The organism is Natranaeroarchaeum aerophilus (assembly GCF_023638055.1).
Classification (GTDB): Archaea; Halobacteriota; Halobacteria; order Halobacteriales; family Natronoarchaeaceae; genus Natranaeroarchaeum; species Natranaeroarchaeum aerophilum.
In genome coordinates, this window is the sequence record NZ_JAKRVY010000001.1 from 491,764 (window position 1) to 509,355 (window position 17,592).

A 17,592-nucleotide genomic window follows, 5' to 3' on the forward strand; every position below is an offset into this window, starting at 1 on the left:
TTTAGAGGGTTTCTTGCCGACTGCTGTCACCGTCTCCGTAACGCTGTTCGTACCGGTTACCGGCTCGAGTAATGAGGTCTTGATCAAATTTGTCTATTTGCGTTGGAACAATGAACTGCCCAGAGAGGGTTTTTACGCGGGCAAACCCTACGTCCTCAGCTTCGAGAGTTAACCGCTCAAAATCCTCAAAATTGTAGTATCTAGAGAGTTCTTTGGTTTCGTTACGATTGTTGAGGTGAGTTACAATCCAGTTAGCTGTGTTCGCAAGCACACGCCCATCGACACCGCTGACTTCTTGGGTTGCATAGATCAGGCCAATATTGTACTTAGCAGCTTCTTTCGCTAGCCGGACGTACGGGTCGGTAGCATCTGCATCGTCAAGATAGTCGCTGCCGAATAGGCGGTGTGCTTCTTCGACATAGACCTCAATATTGTGCGGTTCCTGACCGTTGGTGAACATGTCCACCTGTCGCTCTACGACTCGTTCGACGATTGTTTTGGAGATTCGCTGATTGATCTCATCTGTCCCACTGGTTAGATCAACAATCACGATATCTCCATCAGCGAGACTGTCGTAGATGATATCCGGATAGTAGCCCTGTGTACCCGGATCGTGATATCGCCGTAGCTCTTCCAATATTTGATAACCATTACCGGCCTCTTGGTTAAACATCGTTAACATTGCCTCAACATCGTTGGTGATCCAGTCTTCATCGGCGTTGTTGATGTCCTCGCGGTTGTTCGCGACGATATCCCAGAATTCCTCAAGCCGGTTCTCATCAACAAACGACCAGCCTGATGGGCCGAAGTCAGAGTTTTCGAAGTCTGGATCGTTGTCATCCAAATGCGCATTTACCGCATTACGGACGTTGACATTCGTCGGTATCGGGGTACTGAAACCATTTGGAGTCTCGAATCCTGCTCGGATCAGACAAGCATACAGGGCAGACTGACATCTGACCGCCTCATTGACTTCTCCCCGGTTATCATCCTGTTGTTCCGGAGCAACAGGGTTAGCTGCTTTGAACGAATTAACGTAGTCTCTGTCTCGGGTGAGATGAAGTTTGATTGTTTGCCATACTTCATCGATTTGTTGATAATCGAAGAAGTCGATCTGTAGTGATTCGACATCGTCTCCTCCTCCACCCCAGCTGTAAACGGTTACAACATCATCATGAATATCTGCTAAAGCGGTTTCGTCGTCCTGAGTATTCACATTTGCATACTCCCCAGCTGGGTCGAATAGGAGCTGCCCGATCTCTTGATCGGTCTCAACAGCGTGCTCGAAAATATTTGTTGCGAGCACTTTCATCGTGTTCGACTTTCCTGTACGGGTCATCCCAAACAGGGCTGTCTTATTGCCGACAACGTCGTTGATATCAAGAGGTACGGTGGCATCATAGAGCTCCGAGTTTCGCTCAGTGGAGGTATAACGCACCCTCCCAAGCCGAATTACGGAGTCGTCTGATTCACTCTGATCGAGTTGAATCAGTTGGAAGATTTTTGAGAGTGCTTCTGGCCTTGGTTTATATACCTTGTACCGTGCCGAAGAATAGAACGTTTCAACGTCACTGCCAAACTGGACACCGTCGTCGGTTTCATATATCGTTCCCAGTATTTTTGCGTTGATCCCGGAGAACTGGATTTCGTTCTTTGTGAGAACATCCATGATTTCCTCGCTCGAACCCGGTACATTCCTTGTGTCAACTCCCGTGTCGTTCGTTATTTTTCTGCGCATCGCCTCCTCACGAACTTTCATAAGATCGTCCTCTGCCGGAAGTTTTTCCGGGCCTGTGGCACGAAGGAGTACAGCGTATGCGTCTTCCTCCTCGAATTCATCTGGGTTTTCCCAGTCTGTCGCCGTGGCGAGGAGGTAACAATGGCGAGGTATTCCACCAGCATCGTCTTTCCATTTGTCGTTACTGACGATGACGCCTTCGTCATAATTCATATAATAAATGCCGCCTACAAGGTCCGAACCTTCAATTATTGGCCGGATGGCTTGATCATCGAGGGCCATCTCGTCCATCAAATCAGGAGTCATGTCAATACGGTATGAGGCCTTGGTAATAAACTTGGTCACACCTTAGTAAAAATAGAATACAATAACTAAAGAATATTCTCGACAAGTGAATCAGATACCCGTTGTTGGATATTTATCGATGTGAAGGTCAAAATGTCAAATTGAACTCACACCCAACTACTGTAGTACCCCAGTACTGTGGGCTGTAGATGGGACTCGATACATCAAGCTCCATGAAACTCACCATACCGCTTCTACGGGTGGGGGTCGGTCACCGGTTGAACGGTACGAGATTGATGAACAATCATCATGTGCTAGCTCTTCGAGAACCTGAATGTTCACCGTGTTATTGGGTGCGGGCATATCCCAATACGCGTAGGTTCCAAGAAACTCAACATCGACAAGCGTCCCACGAATCAGGTCATGAAGCGTTGACTGAGCCCGATTACTGTCGATATCGATCTCGGGATAGCAAGCATGAGACTCGTGAGCGAGATCAGCATGGTACAGGACTGAGCTTTTCGTAGCTTCGTGAACAGCTCGACGAACTTCGTCTGACTGCTGATCGTCGAGAGCAATGTCTTCCTCGATAGTCTTCGAGATCGACCAAAATCGCCGCTGGGTACACCAGTACATCGCCAGCTTCCAGAACGCTGCCTTCCCGTCGTCGTCGAGTTCATGGTCGCCGTTTTCGAGTGAGTCTGTACTATCGAGCAGGGCGGCGTAGGTTTCGGAAATGTACTTGCCGATGTAGCTGCCAGCCGTTTTTTGATAGGCAACTTCGTCGGAGCCGTCCATGTTGATCAACCCGTCCTTCTTGTGCCAGCGCGCTTTGTCCTCGATCCACTCTTCGGAATGCTCGTGATCGCCGTACCTGTACCAGCTGACGAAGCCTTCGTCGGAGTTGAACTGCGCGTCGGGCAGTTCGTCGAGGTCGTCGCGGTAGGTGAGGGGATAGAGATCAACGATCTTCCCCTGGCCGTAGCGGTCCCAGTATTCGGAGAGTTCGTTCTTGTCGATCAGCCACGGCATTCCGTCGGTGTCGCGCGTCGGGACGTTGAAAAACAGGACGTGTAGGTGGGGATAGCCCGCGCTGGTGAACTCCAAGACCTTCACATATTCCAGTCGTTGCCGAGGTCGTCCCGACACGGCTCCCTCCTGACCGAAGTGGAAGTTCGAGGAGTCGAGTGCCGAGCTCCAGGAGGGCACGCCCTCGCGCCGAGTGTCTTTCACCGTCGACGGATCAGACTTGAGGAACTGCGTGAGTCTGTGGAAATTCTCGTTGATATCCTGAATCGCACTCCAGAGCGAGTCGTGCTGTTTCGGATCGGTGGTGAGAGTACAGAAAACACCGTTGTCACCGTGTTCGTAGCCCCATTCGAGGGAGGACTGCAAGCGCGCGAAGGCTTTGTTGACGCGACCTTCGGAGGTGAATCGGGTATTGAAACGTTTCGTCATCCGGCGTTTGTCCTGGCCGGTTCGTCTTCCTGAAAAGTGAACGTCGAAGACGAGTCTGTAATCGTTAGTTCGTTGGATGTAACGACGCAAGCTGTTCGCAAAGAGTTCCTTCTGGGAGTCGGATAGCTGTTTGAGTCCCGAAGTAGTGGATTTGAGGAGGTTCTGGCAGTATTCTCGATCGTAGACGAGTTCGTTCGATTCTGTGTCTGTTTCAGTAATGCCTTCTGAAATCAAGTCAAGTAACTCAAGTGTGGGATGCGCGACCCGTCCGGCGTTGGAGTCCTCTAAGCGGACGAGATCGTGGTCTTGAGCGAGTTCTTCGAAAAAGCGGAGGGTGAACTGGTAGTCGTCGTCGGAGCCATCGAGCGCGGTCCAGCCGCTTTCGTCGTAAATGCGATTCATCGCGGCGTCGTACCGCTGCTCGGCGGATGGGCTGAGGAACTCGGGTTCTGTGTGAGTGTTCGCTCTGTTGCCTTTCAGCACCAGATGCGTCATGCTGGTGAGCAGGTAGCCCTCTGGGTGTTGAGCGAGAAACTTGAGGAGTCGAACGCGATCGCGGTTGCGGTCAGTCAGTTCGTCGGAGTCGGAGGTCTGGCCGTAGGCTGTGAGTCCTCGATCGGACAGGTAGTCCACCAAGGTGGATGTGTTACATCTTGAGGTGTCGATCGAGGCCGTCGACATCAGCTTTCGAGGTCCTCGTAGCACCGCGAGGTTCGAGCTGTGAACTCGTCGGGATCGGTGGGTGCGCGGAGATCGATGAGCGCGGCTTGCTTGGCCGCTCGAACACAACCGGAGCAGAGATCGATCTGCTCTTCGAGCGAGCCAATGACCGCGATCTCGTATCGACGGCATCCGCACTGATACGCGCGGAGGTCATCGTACGCGATCGGTGTTGCGTCACTCTCGTCGTAGCAGGAGCGACAGAGCGCGCGCTCGCCCGCGTGAGTACGAACGAGTTCCTCGCTGTACTCTTCGCACTCCGCGCAGTAGCCGGGAACGCCGTACGTGGGCGTCCCGGTCACAGGACCACCTCACGAGGAAGAAGTATCGAACCACGAACAGTGACCCGTCTCTGAGGAGTTTGGAACAGCGGGAAGAAAAGCGGCGAAAAACGCCGCTTTACTTTTATATTCAGTGGGTTTGGGCAGATTTGAACTGCCGGCCTCCTCCATGTCAAGGAGGTGTCATAACCAGACTAGACCACAAACCCGGTCTGGTGCGCTTCTTTCTGCACTCACAGATATCCCGGGGATACAATTGAAGGTTTCGGATTCGGCCGCCGGTTGCGGGTTCCCCACACGCAAGTCGTGCGACACGCTTAAGTCAGTGTACGAATTTGTACATTGTAAGACTAAACAGTTCATTGGTGGTCTCTAATGCAAGAGTATATCGAACGCGTGACCGAGGGCGAGGACCTGACACAGAACGAGGCACGGCAGGCCGCAAGCGCCGTGTTCGAGGACGCCACGGAGGCACAGATCGGGGCGCTGCTGACCGCGCTTCGGGCGAAAGGCGAGACCGAGACCGAGATCGCGGGCTTTGCCGAGGGAATGCGCGATGCTGCACGGACGATCACGCCCGATCGGACGCCGCTGGTCGACACCTGCGGCACGGGCGGGGACGACTACGATACGATCAACGTCTCGACGACGAGCGCGATCGTCGCCAGCGGGGCGGGCGTCCCCGTTGCCAAGCACGGCAACTACTCGGTGTCGTCGAACTCGGGCAGTGCGGACGTCCTGGAGGAGGTCGGCGTCGACGTCGAGGCCGAGCCCTCGGCGGTCGAGGGGGCCATCGAGACCGACGGGATCGGCTTCATGCTCGCGCCGGTGTTCCACCCGGCGATGAAGGCCGTGATCGGCCCGCGCAAGGAACTCGGGATGCGAACGGTGTTCAACGTGCTCGGGCCGCTGACGAATCCGGCGGGGGCGGACGCACAGATTGTCGGCGTCTACGATCCCGAGCTCGTGCCAGTGCTGGCCCGGGCGCTTGCGCAGATGGACGTCGAGCGCGCGCTCGTCGTCCACGGCGCGGGCATGGACGAGATCACGGTTCACGACGAGACGACCGTTGCGGAGGTTTCCGGCGACGAGAGTACGGAGTACACCCTGACGCCCGCCGATCTCGGGCTGGACGTTCACCCGATTGACGCCGTCTCGGGCGGGACGCCGAGCGAGAACGCCGCCGACATGCGCGGGATCGTCGAGGGCGACGTCGAGGGCGCGAAACGCGACATCATCCTCGCGAATGCGGGCGCGGCGGTCTACATCGCAGGCGAGGCCGACTCGCTCGAAGCCGGTGTCAACGCCGCCCGCGAAGCGATCGAGTCTGGCGCGGCGGCCGACAAACTCGAACAGCTACGGACGGGCGTATGACGCGGGTCAAGATCTGCGGGCTGACGAGCGAGCGAGACGTCGAGACGGTGGTCGACGCTGGTGCTGACGCGCTCGGCTTCATCGTCGACGTGCCGGTCGATACCCCCCGGGAGCTGACCGTCGACCGTGCCGCCGAACTCGTCGCTTCCGTCCCGCCGTTTGCCTCGACGGTGCTCGTGACGATGCCCGAAACGCCCGAGGGCGCAATCGAACTCGTCGGGCGGATTCAGCCGGACACCGTCCAGCTCCACGGCGACCTGTCGCCCGCGGAGGCTGCGGCAGTGACTGATCAGGTCCTGGCGACCACGATCAAGGCGGTCGACGCCGACGAGCCCGAGCGCTGCGCCGAATACGTCGATTCGGTCGACGCGTTACTCGTTGACTCCGTCGACGGCGAGGGCGGGGGCGGCACCGGTGAAACCCACGACTGGGAGCGCACCGCGACAGTCGTCGCCGATCTCGACGTGCCGGTGATCCTGGCCGGTGGGCTCACTCCCGAAAACGTCGGCGAAGCGGTCGAGACCGTCGCCCCGTACGGCGTCGACGTTGCGAGCGGCGTCGAGCGCGAGCACCCCGATGCGGAGGGCTTGCGGAAGGACGCCGATGCAGTAGCGCGTTTTGTCGCCAATGCGAACGCGACCAGCGAGGCAACGATAGCATGACCAAACTCACGCCCACCCGAGAAGAGTTCAGCCAGCACGTCGCCGACGCCGCTGACGACGAAACGGACGCGGTCGTCGTGCGCACGGCGGTCGATCTCGACGTCGATGTCTCGCCCCTGTCGGCGTATGCGGCGCTGACGGGTCGGACGACCGACGTCCCGTCTGCCGATTACGCGTTCTTGCTGGAGAGTGCCCAGAAGACGGCGTCAAGCGATCCTGATGGCGCGTTCCGCCCGGCATCTGCGACCGCGGACCGACACGCACGCTACTCCTTCGTGGGCTACGACCCGGCGGCAGTCGTGACCGTGGACCCCGACGAGACCACGGTCGAGGTCCTCGGCGATGACCGCTACGCAGACCTGATCGACCCTGCAGGCGAGGATGCTACTGACACGCTCCGCTCGGCCCTGCCCGACGCCGCCCTCACGGGGTTCGAGAACGGCGACCGCCGCCAGCTCGATGGTGGGCTGGTCGGATTTCTCGCGTACGACGCGGTCTACGATCTCTGGCTCGACGACGTTGGGATCGAGCGTCCCGATTCGCGGTTTCCGGATGCCCAGTTCGTCCTGAACACGAAGACGCTGATCTTCGATGAGGTCGCAGAGTCGCTCTCGCTCGTTTTCACGCCGGTCGTACGCGAGGGCGACGACCCCGACGCGATCTACGACGACCTCGTGGCGGAGGCCGAACGTGTCGAGGAACTGCTCGCCGACGCGAGCGAGCCCGACTGTGGACCGTTCGTTCGTGATCGCGAGGTCGCCGGACCGCAAGACGAGTACGAGGACGCGGTACGCGCGGCCAAAGAACACGTCCTCGATGGTGACGTCTATCAGGCCGTCGTCTCTCGAAAACGCGAGCTCTACGGCGACGTTGACCCGCTCGGGTTCTATCGCGCTCTGCGCGAGATCAACCCCTCGCCGTACATGTACCTGCTCGGCTACGACGATCTGACCATCGTCGGTGCGAGCCCCGAAACGCTCGTTTCGGTCGAGGGTGAGACGGTGACGTCGAACCCGATCGCAGGGACCTGCGACCGTGGCGAGAGCCCGGTCGAGGACCGCCGACTGGCGGGCGAGATGCTCGCCGACGACAAGGAACGGGCCGAACACACGATGCTCGTCGACCTCGCGCGCAACGACGTGCGGCGGGTGAGTGAACCCGGATCGGTTCGGGTCGACGAGTTTATGAACGTCCTCAAGTACTCCCACGTCCAGCACATCGAGAGTACGGTCACGGGAACGCTTGCGGCCGATGCAGATGCCTTCGACGCCACTCGTGCCTCGTTTCCTGCCGGAACGCTCTCGGGCGCGCCGAAGATCCGCGCGATGGAGATCATCGACGATCTCGAACGCGAACCGCGGGGGATCTACGGCGGCGGCGTCGGCTACTTCTCGTGGACCGGCGACGCCGACATGGCGATCGTCATCCGGACCGCGACGATCGAACACGGCGAGGAGGATCGGATCACTGTACAGGCGGGGGCGGGACTGGTCGCCGACAGCCAGCCGGAAGCGGAGTACGAGGAGACCGAGAAGAAAATGGGTGGCGTTCTGGCAGCGATCGAGGAGATCGAGACACCCACCCCGGCGTCGGAGGTGAGCCGATGAGCGGTACCGCGGAATCGCCCACGACGACCGACACCGGGGACCGACCGACGGTTCTCTTCATCGATAACTTCGACTCCTTTACGTACAATCTCGTCGAGTACGTCAGCGAGTACGCGGATACCGCGGTCCTGCGGAATACCGCGTCGCTAAATGACGTGCGTGCCGAGCAACCGGATGCCATCATCATCAGTCCGGGGCCGGGCCATCCGAAACACGATCGGGATGTCGGGGTCACGATGGACGTGCTCCGGGAAATCAGCCCGGAGATGCCGACGCTCGGCGTCTGTCTCGGTCTCGAAGCGGCGGTCTACGAGTACGGCGGGACGGTCGGCCGTGCGCCCTCACCGATTCACGGAAAGGCCTCGTCGATCGAGCACGACGGCTCGGGCGTCTTTGACGGGCTCGACCAGGGCTTTCGGGGCGGTCGGTACCACTCGCTGGTCGCAACGGAGGTGCCGGACTGTTTCGAGGTGACGGCAAGTGCAGAGCACGCTGGCGAAGAGCTAGTGATGGGAATCAGACACCGCGAGTACCCGATCGAATGCGTCCAGTTCCATCCCGAAAGCGTCCTGACCGGGGTCGGTCACGATCTGATCGAGAACTTCCTCGACGGCCTCTAGATACCGACGAGCGTCAGTCCGTAGAGGATGGCGACGCCGACCGCAGCAATGGTGAGGAGTTTCCAGGCGAGGCTGAGCAGAAATCGGCCGACGATCGTCACGAGTGCGAGAAGCACGATGCCCACCAGCGCCTGTGCGAGCGGGTCCGAGGGCATTGCGTCGACGACCAGTGGTACTGCGGCAGGGGAGATCGCACTGAGCATGCAGGGTACCTATCAGGCCTGCATGATAACCTTTGTGGGCGGCAACTGGCACGTACCATGTCAGCCAATCGTCGAAAGTGAAACCCAAAGAGGGCTCCGTGATCGGCGACGATAGGATCACTTTCACTCCGCGAATGACCTAGTATTAATACGCCCGACCGTTAGTGTACGTACGAACTCGGGCCAGCGACTATGAGGGGGAACAGTTCGCACGTTGACATAAAACAGACGTATCTATGAAATCAGAGTTGTTTTAGTGCAAACACAACCCAATTCAGTCGTTTTATGAGGATGGAATCAGTACCAATGGTCCGTCACCGATTACCCCGAACTATGACGCACACAAACTACAAAATTGCCGGACAGTATCGTTATTCGACCGTGGTGAGCGCCGCATGAGCGACGCGGAGCTCTCAGCGGACGACCTCTCCTTGCCGATCAAGCGGACGGTCGGAGATTCGCTTGAGGATCGACTCACCGGGAACGCCTATAACAATATTCTCCCGGCTCGCTACCTGCGCAAGGACGCCGATGGCGAACTCGTCGAGACGCCCGAAGAGCTCTTCGAGCGCGTCGGCGAGAACGTCGCGCTGGCCGAGGCGGTGTTCGAGGCCGAGAAACAGGGCACGGAGATCACCGTTACGCCCGACCAGCTCAAACCCGGTCATCCGCGCCGCGACGAGCTAGCAGCGGAAGTATTCGGCAAAGGGACGACCGCCGAAGACGACGCCGAGACGACGCTTTCGGTGTACAACGTCAACAAGTTCGCCTACGAGACGATCGTTCCCGAACTCCCCGCCGAGGTGCGCGAGCACGTCGAGGGCGTCGCCGACGAGTTCGTCGAGATGATGGAGTATCTGGACTTCATGCCGAACTCGCCGACGCTGATGAACGCGGGCGACGAGCTCCAGCAGCTCTCGGCGTGTTTCGTCGACTCGCCCGGCGACGACATCGACGACATTCACCAGACCGCAAAGGAGGCCGCACAGGTGTTCCAGAGCGGCGGCGGCATGGGCTATGCCTTCTGGAAGCTTCGCCCGTACGGCGATCCGGTCGGCTCGACCGGTGGTATCGCATCGGGACCGATCACATTCATGCGCACGTACGACCAGATGTGCGAAACGATCGCACAGGGGGGTGCGCGTCGTGGCGCACAGATGGGCGTCATGCGCGTCTCCCACCCCGATGTTATCCAGTTCATCCACTCGAAGAACAAGGACGTCTCGCTGGCCGAGACGCTGCGACTGAACGACCCCGACGACTTCACGCACAACTCCTTTGCCGACGCGCTCGAAGAGGCCCGTGAACTGATCGACGACGAAGGGAAAGTTCCCAAACACCTTCGCAACGCCGTCGAGGGACACCTCTCTAACTTCAACATCTCCGTCGGCATCACCGACGACTTCATGGACGCGCTCCAGAGCGGTGAGGAGTTCACCTTCACCAACCCACGCACCGAGGAGCCCCATATCGCGACGCCCGAAACCAAGGAGCTCTACGACATGTTCGATCTCGGCGAGCACGTCGAGGTCGGCGAGGTACTCTCGATCCCCGCCGAGGCGCTCTGGGAGCGGATCATCCAGGGTGCCCACGAGAACGGCGAACCGGGCGTCATCTACCTCGAACGGGTGAACAAACGCCACTCGTTCGACGTCGAAGAACATCCCGACCATCAGATCCTCGCGACGAACCCGTGCGTTACGGGAGAGACGCTGATCAGCACCGAAAACGGGCTCGTTCCGGCCGAAGAACTGTATGAGCAAGGTGTTGCGCGGGATGTCGTCGTCGATGGGCGACTCAGCGAGGACCGCATAAAAGAAGCGTCCAGTGTCTACAAAACCGGCGAAAAAGACATTTACAAGCTGACAACTGAGGAAGGATACGAGCTACGTCTAACCGCAGACCACCGGGTAATGACGGCTGATGGCTGGGTCGAAGCTCAGGACCTCGATGCAGGTGATACCATCAACGTCCAGAACCGCAAGGGTGAATTCGGACAGCACGGTAGCGCGGAGGAAGGTCGCGTACTTGGATGGCTCGTCGGAGATGGCCACCTCAAACACGGCGAAGAGCGCGCCGTTCTCAACTTCTACGACGAAGACTCCGAGATCTCCGGACAGTTCGCAGACGACGCTAATACTGTCGTACGTGAGCCGACCGGTAACGCGGATTACGAGATCGGCGTCAACGAGATTTCGCGAGACGATGACTATCGCGGGCCGCAGGCGATCGAGCAGCGGATCCGATCGACCCGGCTCTACGAGTTCGCCGAACAGGCCGGGCTCACGGAGAACAAGTTACAGGTTCCCGACGCGGTCATGCGCGGTAGCGAAGAGATGGCGCGGGAATTCCTTCGTGCGCTGTTTACCGCCGACGGCGGTGTACAGGGCAACGTCGAAAAAGGCGTCTCGGTGCGACTGACGAGCACCGATACGGACCTGCTCAAAGACGTACAGCGCCTACTACTTAACTTCGGCATCTTCAGTAAAATCTACGAGGAGCGTCACGAAGCGGGGCTTCAGGAGATGCCGGATGGAAACGGTGGCACGGCAGAATACGAGCGTCAGGCCGATCACGATCTCCTGATCTCGAAGGACGATCTCCTTCGGTTCCGCGAGGAGATCGGCTTCATGCTTGACTCGAAGAACGAAGCACTCGACGAACGGATCGATGCATACGACCGTGGTCCGTACAGCGAGTCGTTCGACGCGACCGTCGAATCGGTCGAGCATGATGGCCACGAAGCGGTCTACGACCTGACCGAACCTGACACGAGCTCGTTCATTGCTAACGGTCTCGTCGTTCACAACTGCGGTGAGCAGCCGCTCGAAGAGTACGAGGCCTGTAACCTCGGCCACATCAACCTCTCGACGCTCGCCGACGAGGACGCCCCGGACTGGCGTATCTGGTCCGAGGAACACGGCGACGAGTACGAGAGTCAGGAGGCGGCGATCAACGCCTTCCTTGAGGAGGCGATCGATTTCGAGGAACTTGACCACCGCGTCGAGTACGGGACACGCTTCCTCGAAAACGTCGTCACGATGTCGGATTTCCCGGTCGAGAAGATCGAACAGAAGGTCCGAGAGATGCGCAAGATCGGGCTGGGGATCATGGGACTGGCCCAGCTGTATATTCAGCTCGGTATCGCCTACGGTAGCGAGGAGTCCAACGAGGTCGCCAGCCAGCTGATGACCCACATCAACCACGGCTCGAAAGCGGCCTCTCGGGAGCTCGCCGAGGACCGCGGTCCCTTCGCCGACTGGGAGGACTCGAAGTACGCCAACCCGACCGAGTACCGCGAGTGGTTCGAGCGCCAGACCGGCGAGGACGCAGACGACTGGGAAGACGGCTACCCGATGCGTAACCACAACACGACGACCATCGCGCCGACCGGTACGACCTCGATGATCGGCAACACGACTGGTGGCTGTGAGCCGATCTACAACGTCGCCTTCTACAAGAACGTCTCCGGCGACGTTCAGGGCGACGAGATGCTCGTCGAGTTCGACGACTACTTCCTCCGCACGCTGGAGGACAACGATATCGATGTCGACGCGGTGAAAGAGGAGGCACAGGAACAGATGGCCGCCAACGAGTTCGACGGCGTGGACGGCCTGACGACCGTCCCGGACGCCATCGGCGAGCTGTTCGTCACGACGGGCGATCTCAGCGCCAAACAGCACGCTGCGATCCAGTGTGCCTGCCAGAAAGGCGTCGACTCTGCCATCTCGAAGACGGTCAACGCGCCCAACGACTCGACGGTCGACGACGCCAAGGACGTGTTCGAGTGGGTCTACGACCACGGCGGGAAAGGCGTCACCTACTACCGTGACGGCACCCGCTCGAAGCAGGTGCTGACCACGCGTGCCCAGAACACCGAGTTCGCCGACGAGCAGGAGGCCGCAGCGGCGCTGGTCGAACAGATCGAGGAGGTCTTCGGCGGCCTCGAAGGGTTCCTCGAGAACGAGGACGTACAGGCCGCGCTCGACCAGCAGGTCGAAGAGCTACTCTCCGTTGCGGACGGCGAAGATCTCGATGCCGAGTACGCCAGCAAGCGCGCCCGGCCGGACGTGCTCCACGGCGTCACCCAGCGCATCGACACCGGCTACGGGAAGCTCTACGTCAACATCAACGAGGATCCCGAGGCCGAGCGACCGTTCGAGCTCTTTGCCAACATCGGCAACTCCGGTGGCTTCACCGCCTCCTTCACCGAGGCGCTGGCAAAGACCATCTCGACGGCACTCCGTTCGGGCGTCGATCCCGAAGAGATCGCCGACGAACTGCAGGGGATCCGCTCGCCGAAAGTCGCCTGGGACAAGGGCGAACAGATCCAGTCGATCCCGGACGCCATCGGCACCGCGATGCGCCGGTATCTCGACGGCGAGATCGAGAAGGCCTACCCACAGCAGCAGAGTCTCACCGAACTCGAAGACGAGGCTCCCGAAACCGACGGCGGCGTCAGCGCGGAGAGCCGCTCCGAGGTCGATGTCGGGACGCCCGACGCCCCGGCAGAAGCACCTGACGGCCCCGAAGCCGAGCAGTCCGACGCCTCACAGGACCTGATCGACGCGGGCGAGAGCCCCGAGTGTCCCGAGTGTGGCTCGCTGTCGCTGTACTACTCCGAAGGCTGCAAGACCTGCGAGTCGTGTGGCTGGTCGGAGTGCTGACGTAGCCTCGTCTGACGCCCTTTTTTCGCACGATCGCAACGCCCCGGCAAAAGAGCTATTTTGGTCTGCATACAACTGTATGCATATGTCCAAGAGTATCCGGCTCTCGGAGGACGCCTACGAGCGTCTAGCCGCACACAAACGTGAGGACGAGACGTTTTCGGATGTCGTCATGCGCCTCGCTGGCGAGCGATCACTGCTCGAAATCGCTGGCGTTCTCAGCGACGAGGAAGCCGACGAACTCCGCGAGGCGGTCGCGGAGCGGCGAAAGCGGCGAGCCGACGGACTGGAAGACATCGCGGATGAACTGGAGCATGCGTAGTCGTGCTGCTCGATACTTCCTTTCTGATAGATCTGATGAACGGCGAAGAGGGTGCCGTCGAGAAGGCCAAAGAGCTAGAGGCAAACCTCGTCCAGCAGCGCCTCTCCGCGATGACCCTGTTCGAGTTGTACTACGGTGTTGCCCGTGCGAGCCGATCGGAGGACGAGCGGGAAACGGTTGAGTCGGTCCTCGCATCAAAGCCGATCCATCCCGCGGATACCGCAGTGATGCGCAAGGCAGGTCGTCTCTCGGGCGAACTGGCGAACGACGGAACGCCGATAGGTGACGGTGACGTGATTATCGCTGCAACGGCACAGGTCGTCGACGAACCCGTGCTGACGCGAAATGAATCCGACTTCGAACGACTTGGCGTCGACATCGAGAGCTACTGAACACGTCTGACGCGCTTTTTTTGTACTCCGCCGACATACGGCCGATAGATACCGACGATCCGTCTGGAGATCCCTGACGCGCTCGCCGAGAGCCTCGATACCGAGCGGGAGCTGCTGGGCTTTGACTCGCGCGAGGCGTACCTCCACTGGATCGTCGATCACCGGACCGACATCGAGGTCGGCTCCGACCGTGATCAGGTGCTGTCGGCCTTTACCGAGCGCGTCGAGGAACTGGAGGCGAAACTCGACGAGGGTGACGACGCTGCGACGGTGCTGGGCGAAAGCGATTCGACGCGACAGGGGACACTGACGAGGGGGTCCGCAGAGGACAACGATGGCGAGAGCGAGGGGCCCATCAGGGAACCGCGCACCGCGCGGATCCAGGACGACACGGTGAACGAGCTCGCGACGGATCTCTCCGGCGTGGAGAACGAACGTCTCGACGCCTTCGCACGATCGGCAGTCCGGAAGACGGGCGAGTCGTTCGACGGCAGCCCCGAGAGCGGGATCGACTACGAGCTACCGACCGACCTCGACGACGGCGACCGACCGGGCGAGGCGATCACCGACCTCGATACCATCGAGGTGCCGGGCCACGACGAGACGCTGATCGAGCGCCGGAAGATTGCGGTCGGCGCGGCACTTGTCTTCTTGCGCGAGCGCGAGGAGGCAAAGCGAAACGAGTTCGTCGACGCGCTGTACCGGGAGTATCCGGCAGGGTACGAGACGAGCGAGACGTGGTGGGACTGCGTGAAAGACGGTCTCCGACAGATCGACCGCGTTCATCCGGCACGGGAGGGACGGCGAGTCTGGCGATTCAACACGACGCCAGGGCGAGTGACGCGGCTACCGAGTCGGGACTGAGCGTCGGCCGCTCCCGACCAGACAGAGGGCGAACAGCCTTGATGCCGGACCCACAACAGGCGGGTATGACGGATGACGCCGACGGACGTACCGGGGACGGACAGGGTGGGCGACCCTGCCCTCACTGCGAGATGCCGATGTACCACCGGCACTGCAAGTACGTCTGCCCGCAACACGGCGTCGTCTACGACTGTGCGGACACCTTCTACTGACCGACCGTACTGCCGCCATCAACGAAGTGCTCGTAGGCCGGTCCGGCGAGCAAGAGGAGTGCGGCGAGGGTCGTCACGACGCCCAGCTGTGTTCCGACACTGCCGAGTCCCGCTGTCGAAATGGTGTGCAGGGAGTTACCGACGACGACGGCGGCGATCGTCCACGGGAGTTCGCCGACGAGGATCCCGGCCGTGAGCGTGCGGAGGCGGACGCCACCCATTCCGGCAGCGGCGCTCACGGCGTCCGCGGGAACCGGTGCGAGCCGTCCGGCAACGACGCCGCGAAGATCACCGGTCGCGTCGAAAAACCGGCTCCCGGCGCTGGCCAGCCGTGCAGCGACGCCGCAGTCCCAGCCAGCGGCGACCCAGCGTCCGGCATAGTAGGCGGGAATCGACGTGACGACCGCACCGGCCAGCGCGATGGGGAATCCAAGCACGATGCCGAAGCCGTAGCCGACCGCGACCGCAACGAGCGTGGTTGGCCACAGGACCAGCGGGCGGAGGGTATAGAGCAGGGCAATCGCGACGGCAAAGAGGAGTGGATCGCCAGCGACCGTCTCCGCCGCTCCGAGTACCGTCTCTTTCGAGGTCAGCAGGGCGGCCACGACAACGATCGCGAGCGTGGAGAGAGCGACGAGATGACGATCCGCGAGGCGCATCACCCCGTTCTGTGTCGTGCTGGTATGAACGTCTTGTGGTCGCACCGTCCGCTTTGCCGCCGGGCGAAACCACTTCACCGATGTTCGAGAACGTGGCGAACGAATGACAACCGAGGAAACTGAAGCTACCGAGCCGGACGTCTTCGACCCGTTCAGGCAGTTCTTCGCGCTCGAACGGGACGTCCTCGTGCTCTCGCTGGCGATGTTCGCCTTCAGCCTCGGCTTTCAGATGACCGGTCGGTATATGGCGGAGTACATGAGCGCGCTGGGCGCGACGGCGCTCGTGATCGGGCTCTATGGCACCTTTGGGAATATTATCGGTGCAGTCTACCCGTATCCGGGCGGGGCGATCTCCGACCGGCTCGGCTCACGGTACGCGTTGACAGCGTTCGGTCTCGTGACGACGCTCGGATTTGGGATCTGGCTGGCTGCGCCGTTGCTCGATGTGACGGTCGGACCTGTCTCGCTGTCGATCGTCGCCATCTTTGTCGGCCTCGTGCTCGCACAGGCGTGGAAATCCTTCGGGCTCGGCGCAACCTACGCCATCGTCAAGCAAGCCGTTCCGCCCTCCCGCCTCGCTGCGGGATTCGCGAGCACCGAGAGCTTTCGCCGGACGGCGTTTCTCGTCGGGCCGCTGATCGCCGCCGCTATCTTCGCGCCCTTTACCAGCGCTTCGGAGGACGTCGTGCTCGCCTTCCAGTTGATCCTGGTCGTAGCAATCGTGTTTGGTGTGATCGGAACACTCACCCAGCACCGCCTCTACGACCCCTCGGACGATAGCTTTGGCAAGGAGTTCGAGGGAGTGAGTCAGATCCGTGAAGATCTGCGGAACCTGCCGGAGCCGCTGCGACCGCTGCTCGTGGGCGATATCCTCGTTCGCTTTGCCAACGGGATGGTCTATATCTTCTTCGTCCTCGTCGTCACGCAGTTCCTCGAGGTCGGACTCTCGCTCTCGCTGCCGGCAATCGGCGACATATCGCTGTCCCCACAGGCGTACTTCGGGATCTTGCTCGGTCTCGAAATGCTGGTCGCGCTGCTGGTGATGATCCCGGCCGCAAAGATCGCCGAGCGCGTCGGACTGAAACCGGTCGTCGCCGCGGGCTTTCTCGTCTATGCGATTTTCCCGATCATGCTGATCGGGGCGCCCGAGAGTGCACTCGCTCTGGCGGTGCTCTTTGCGTTCTCGGGGCTCCGATTTGCCGGCCTTCCCGCCCACAAGGCGCTGATCGTCGGCCCCGCCGAGCAGGGTGCTGGCGGCCGGGTCACCGGGTCGTACTATCTGCTCCGGAACGTCGTCGTCATCCCGAGTGCGGCGCTCGGCGGACTGCTCTGGGGTGGGTTCTCGAACCCACTGACTGGCGACGTACTGTTCGCGGGTGATCCTGTACTTGCGTTCTCGATTGCCACCATGATCGGCCTCGTCGGAACGGGCTACTTCCTGCTCTTTGGCAAGGAGTTCGAGGCCTATACGACGGGAAGCTAGGCGACGATCCTCTCTTTTCGACCGAAACCGACGCGGATTAGTGGG

The 17,592-nt window shown here is 60.4% G+C and carries 15 protein-coding genes and 1 tRNA gene; 10 read left to right on the forward strand and 6 right to left on the reverse strand.

Going from position 1 to position 17,592, the window contains the following annotated elements:
* Position 1 precedes the first annotated feature (1 nt).
* The 4 genes from AArcSt11_RS02465 to AArcSt11_RS02480 form a co-directional block, all read right to left on the reverse strand.
* Positions 2–2,029 carry an ATP-binding protein gene (locus AArcSt11_RS02465; RefSeq protein WP_250594281.1) on the reverse strand — a complete coding sequence of 676 codons (2,028 nt, stop codon included), beginning with the start codon at positions 2,027–2,029 and terminating at the stop codon, positions 2–4.
* A gap of 234 nt (positions 2,030–2,263) precedes the next feature.
* Positions 2,264–4,114 (reverse strand): DUF8148 domain-containing protein, encoded by a 1,851-nt coding sequence (locus AArcSt11_RS02470; RefSeq protein WP_250594283.1) that lies wholly within the window; start codon positions 4,112–4,114, stop codon positions 2,264–2,266.
* Positions 4,115–4,161: 47 nt separating this feature from the next.
* Positions 4,162–4,503, reverse strand: coding sequence for a hypothetical protein (locus AArcSt11_RS02475; protein ID WP_250594285.1), 342 nt, complete (start codon positions 4,501–4,503; stop codon positions 4,162–4,164).
* A 113-nt stretch (positions 4,504–4,616) separates the two neighbouring features.
* Positions 4,617–4,691 (reverse strand) — tRNA-Val (locus AArcSt11_RS02480).
* Positions 4,692–4,857: 166 nt separating this feature from the next.
* Here AArcSt11_RS02480 and trpD point away from each other — a divergent pair.
* From trpD to trpG, 4 genes are read left to right on the forward strand one after another with little or no spacing between them, the layout of a single operon-like run.
* A complete protein-coding gene (trpD, locus tag AArcSt11_RS02485; RefSeq protein ID WP_250594287.1) occupies positions 4,858–5,856 on the forward strand; it encodes an anthranilate phosphoribosyltransferase in 999 nt (332 codons plus the stop codon).
* Positions 5,853–6,518 (forward strand): phosphoribosylanthranilate isomerase, encoded by a 666-nt coding sequence (locus tag AArcSt11_RS02490; protein ID WP_250594289.1) that lies wholly within the window; start codon positions 5,853–5,855, stop codon positions 6,516–6,518. The genes trpD and AArcSt11_RS02490 overlap by 4 nt, the downstream gene beginning before the upstream one ends.
* Positions 6,515–8,125, forward strand: coding sequence for an anthranilate synthase component I (gene trpE, locus AArcSt11_RS02495; RefSeq protein WP_250594291.1), 1,611 nt, complete (start codon positions 6,515–6,517; stop codon positions 8,123–8,125). Before AArcSt11_RS02490 ends, trpE begins: the two co-directional genes overlap by 4 nt.
* Entirely contained in the window at positions 8,122–8,745 is a 624-nt protein-coding gene (trpG, locus tag AArcSt11_RS02500) for an anthranilate synthase component II (RefSeq protein ID WP_250594293.1), read from the forward strand. Before trpE ends, trpG begins: the two co-directional genes overlap by 4 nt.
* Here the strand turns inward: trpG and AArcSt11_RS02505 are convergent.
* Positions 8,742–8,948, reverse strand: coding sequence for a DUF8029 family protein (locus AArcSt11_RS02505; RefSeq protein WP_250594294.1), 207 nt, complete (start codon positions 8,946–8,948; stop codon positions 8,742–8,744). The genes trpG and AArcSt11_RS02505 overlap by 4 nt on opposite strands.
* A gap of 395 nt (positions 8,949–9,343) precedes the next feature.
* On the opposite strand from AArcSt11_RS02505, the gene AArcSt11_RS02510 reads away from it, so the two are divergent.
* The 5 genes from AArcSt11_RS02510 to AArcSt11_RS02530 all read left to right on the forward strand — a co-directional run bounded on the left by AArcSt11_RS02510 (position 9,344) and on the right by AArcSt11_RS02530 (position 15,405).
* Positions 9,344–13,615, forward strand: a complete 4,272-nt coding sequence (locus tag AArcSt11_RS02510) for a ribonucleotide reductase barrel domain-containing protein (protein ID WP_250594296.1) — start codon at positions 9,344–9,346, stop codon at positions 13,613–13,615.
* 85 nt (positions 13,616–13,700) lie between these two features.
* Complete coding sequence (locus AArcSt11_RS02515) at positions 13,701–13,937, forward strand: antitoxin VapB family protein (RefSeq protein WP_250594298.1); 237 nt, start codon at positions 13,701–13,703, stop codon at positions 13,935–13,937.
* A gap of 2 nt (positions 13,938–13,939) precedes the next feature.
* Positions 13,940–14,329, forward strand: a complete 390-nt coding sequence (locus AArcSt11_RS02520) for a type II toxin-antitoxin system VapC family toxin (protein WP_250594300.1) — start codon at positions 13,940–13,942, stop codon at positions 14,327–14,329.
* Between the two features lie 198 nt (positions 14,330–14,527).
* Positions 14,528–15,193: a hypothetical protein gene (locus tag AArcSt11_RS02525; protein WP_250594302.1), complete on the forward strand. Its 666-nt coding sequence runs from the start codon at positions 14,528–14,530 to the stop codon at positions 15,191–15,193.
* A gap of 65 nt (positions 15,194–15,258) precedes the next feature.
* Complete coding sequence (locus AArcSt11_RS02530; RefSeq protein ID WP_250594304.1) at positions 15,259–15,405, forward strand: HVO_2523 family zinc finger protein; 147 nt, start codon at positions 15,259–15,261, stop codon at positions 15,403–15,405.
* On the opposite strand, the gene AArcSt11_RS02535 is transcribed toward AArcSt11_RS02530, so the two are convergent.
* Positions 15,399–16,064, reverse strand: coding sequence for a TVP38/TMEM64 family protein (locus AArcSt11_RS02535; protein ID WP_250594306.1), 666 nt, complete (start codon positions 16,062–16,064; stop codon positions 15,399–15,401). The genes AArcSt11_RS02530 and AArcSt11_RS02535 overlap by 7 nt on opposite strands.
* A gap of 103 nt (positions 16,065–16,167) precedes the next feature.
* On the opposite strand from AArcSt11_RS02535, the gene AArcSt11_RS02540 reads away from it, so the two are divergent.
* Positions 16,168–17,547: an MFS transporter gene (locus AArcSt11_RS02540; protein ID WP_250594308.1), complete on the forward strand. Its 1,380-nt coding sequence runs from the start codon at positions 16,168–16,170 to the stop codon at positions 17,545–17,547.
* Positions 17,548–17,592 lie beyond the last annotated feature (45 nt).

Coding starts and splice junctions, on each gene's coding strand:
- AArcSt11_RS02535 (WP_250594306.1), bottom strand. CDS start 16,064: ATGCGCCTCGCGGATCGTCATCTCGTCGCTCTCTCCACGCTCGCGATC.
- AArcSt11_RS02530 (WP_250594304.1), top strand. CDS start 15,259: ATGACGGATGACGCCGACGGACGTACCGGGGACGGACAGGGTGGGCGA.
- AArcSt11_RS02465 (WP_250594281.1), bottom strand. CDS start 2,029: ATGGACGAGATGGCCCTCGATGATCAAGCCATCCGGCCAATAATTGAA.
- trpD (WP_250594287.1), top strand. CDS start 4,858: ATGCAAGAGTATATCGAACGCGTGACCGAGGGCGAGGACCTGACACAG.
- AArcSt11_RS02490 (WP_250594289.1), top strand. CDS start 5,853: ATGACGCGGGTCAAGATCTGCGGGCTGACGAGCGAGCGAGACGTCGAG.
- trpG (WP_250594293.1), top strand. CDS start 8,122: ATGAGCGGTACCGCGGAATCGCCCACGACGACCGACACCGGGGACCGA.
- AArcSt11_RS02505 (WP_250594294.1), bottom strand. CDS start 8,948: ATGCTCAGTGCGATCTCCCCTGCCGCAGTACCACTGGTCGTCGACGCA.
- AArcSt11_RS02540 (WP_250594308.1), top strand. CDS start 16,168: ATGACAACCGAGGAAACTGAAGCTACCGAGCCGGACGTCTTCGACCCG.
- AArcSt11_RS02515 (WP_250594298.1), top strand. CDS start 13,701: ATGTCCAAGAGTATCCGGCTCTCGGAGGACGCCTACGAGCGTCTAGCC.
- trpE (WP_250594291.1), top strand. CDS start 6,515: ATGACCAAACTCACGCCCACCCGAGAAGAGTTCAGCCAGCACGTCGCC.
- AArcSt11_RS02510 (WP_250594296.1), top strand. CDS start 9,344: ATGAGCGACGCGGAGCTCTCAGCGGACGACCTCTCCTTGCCGATCAAG.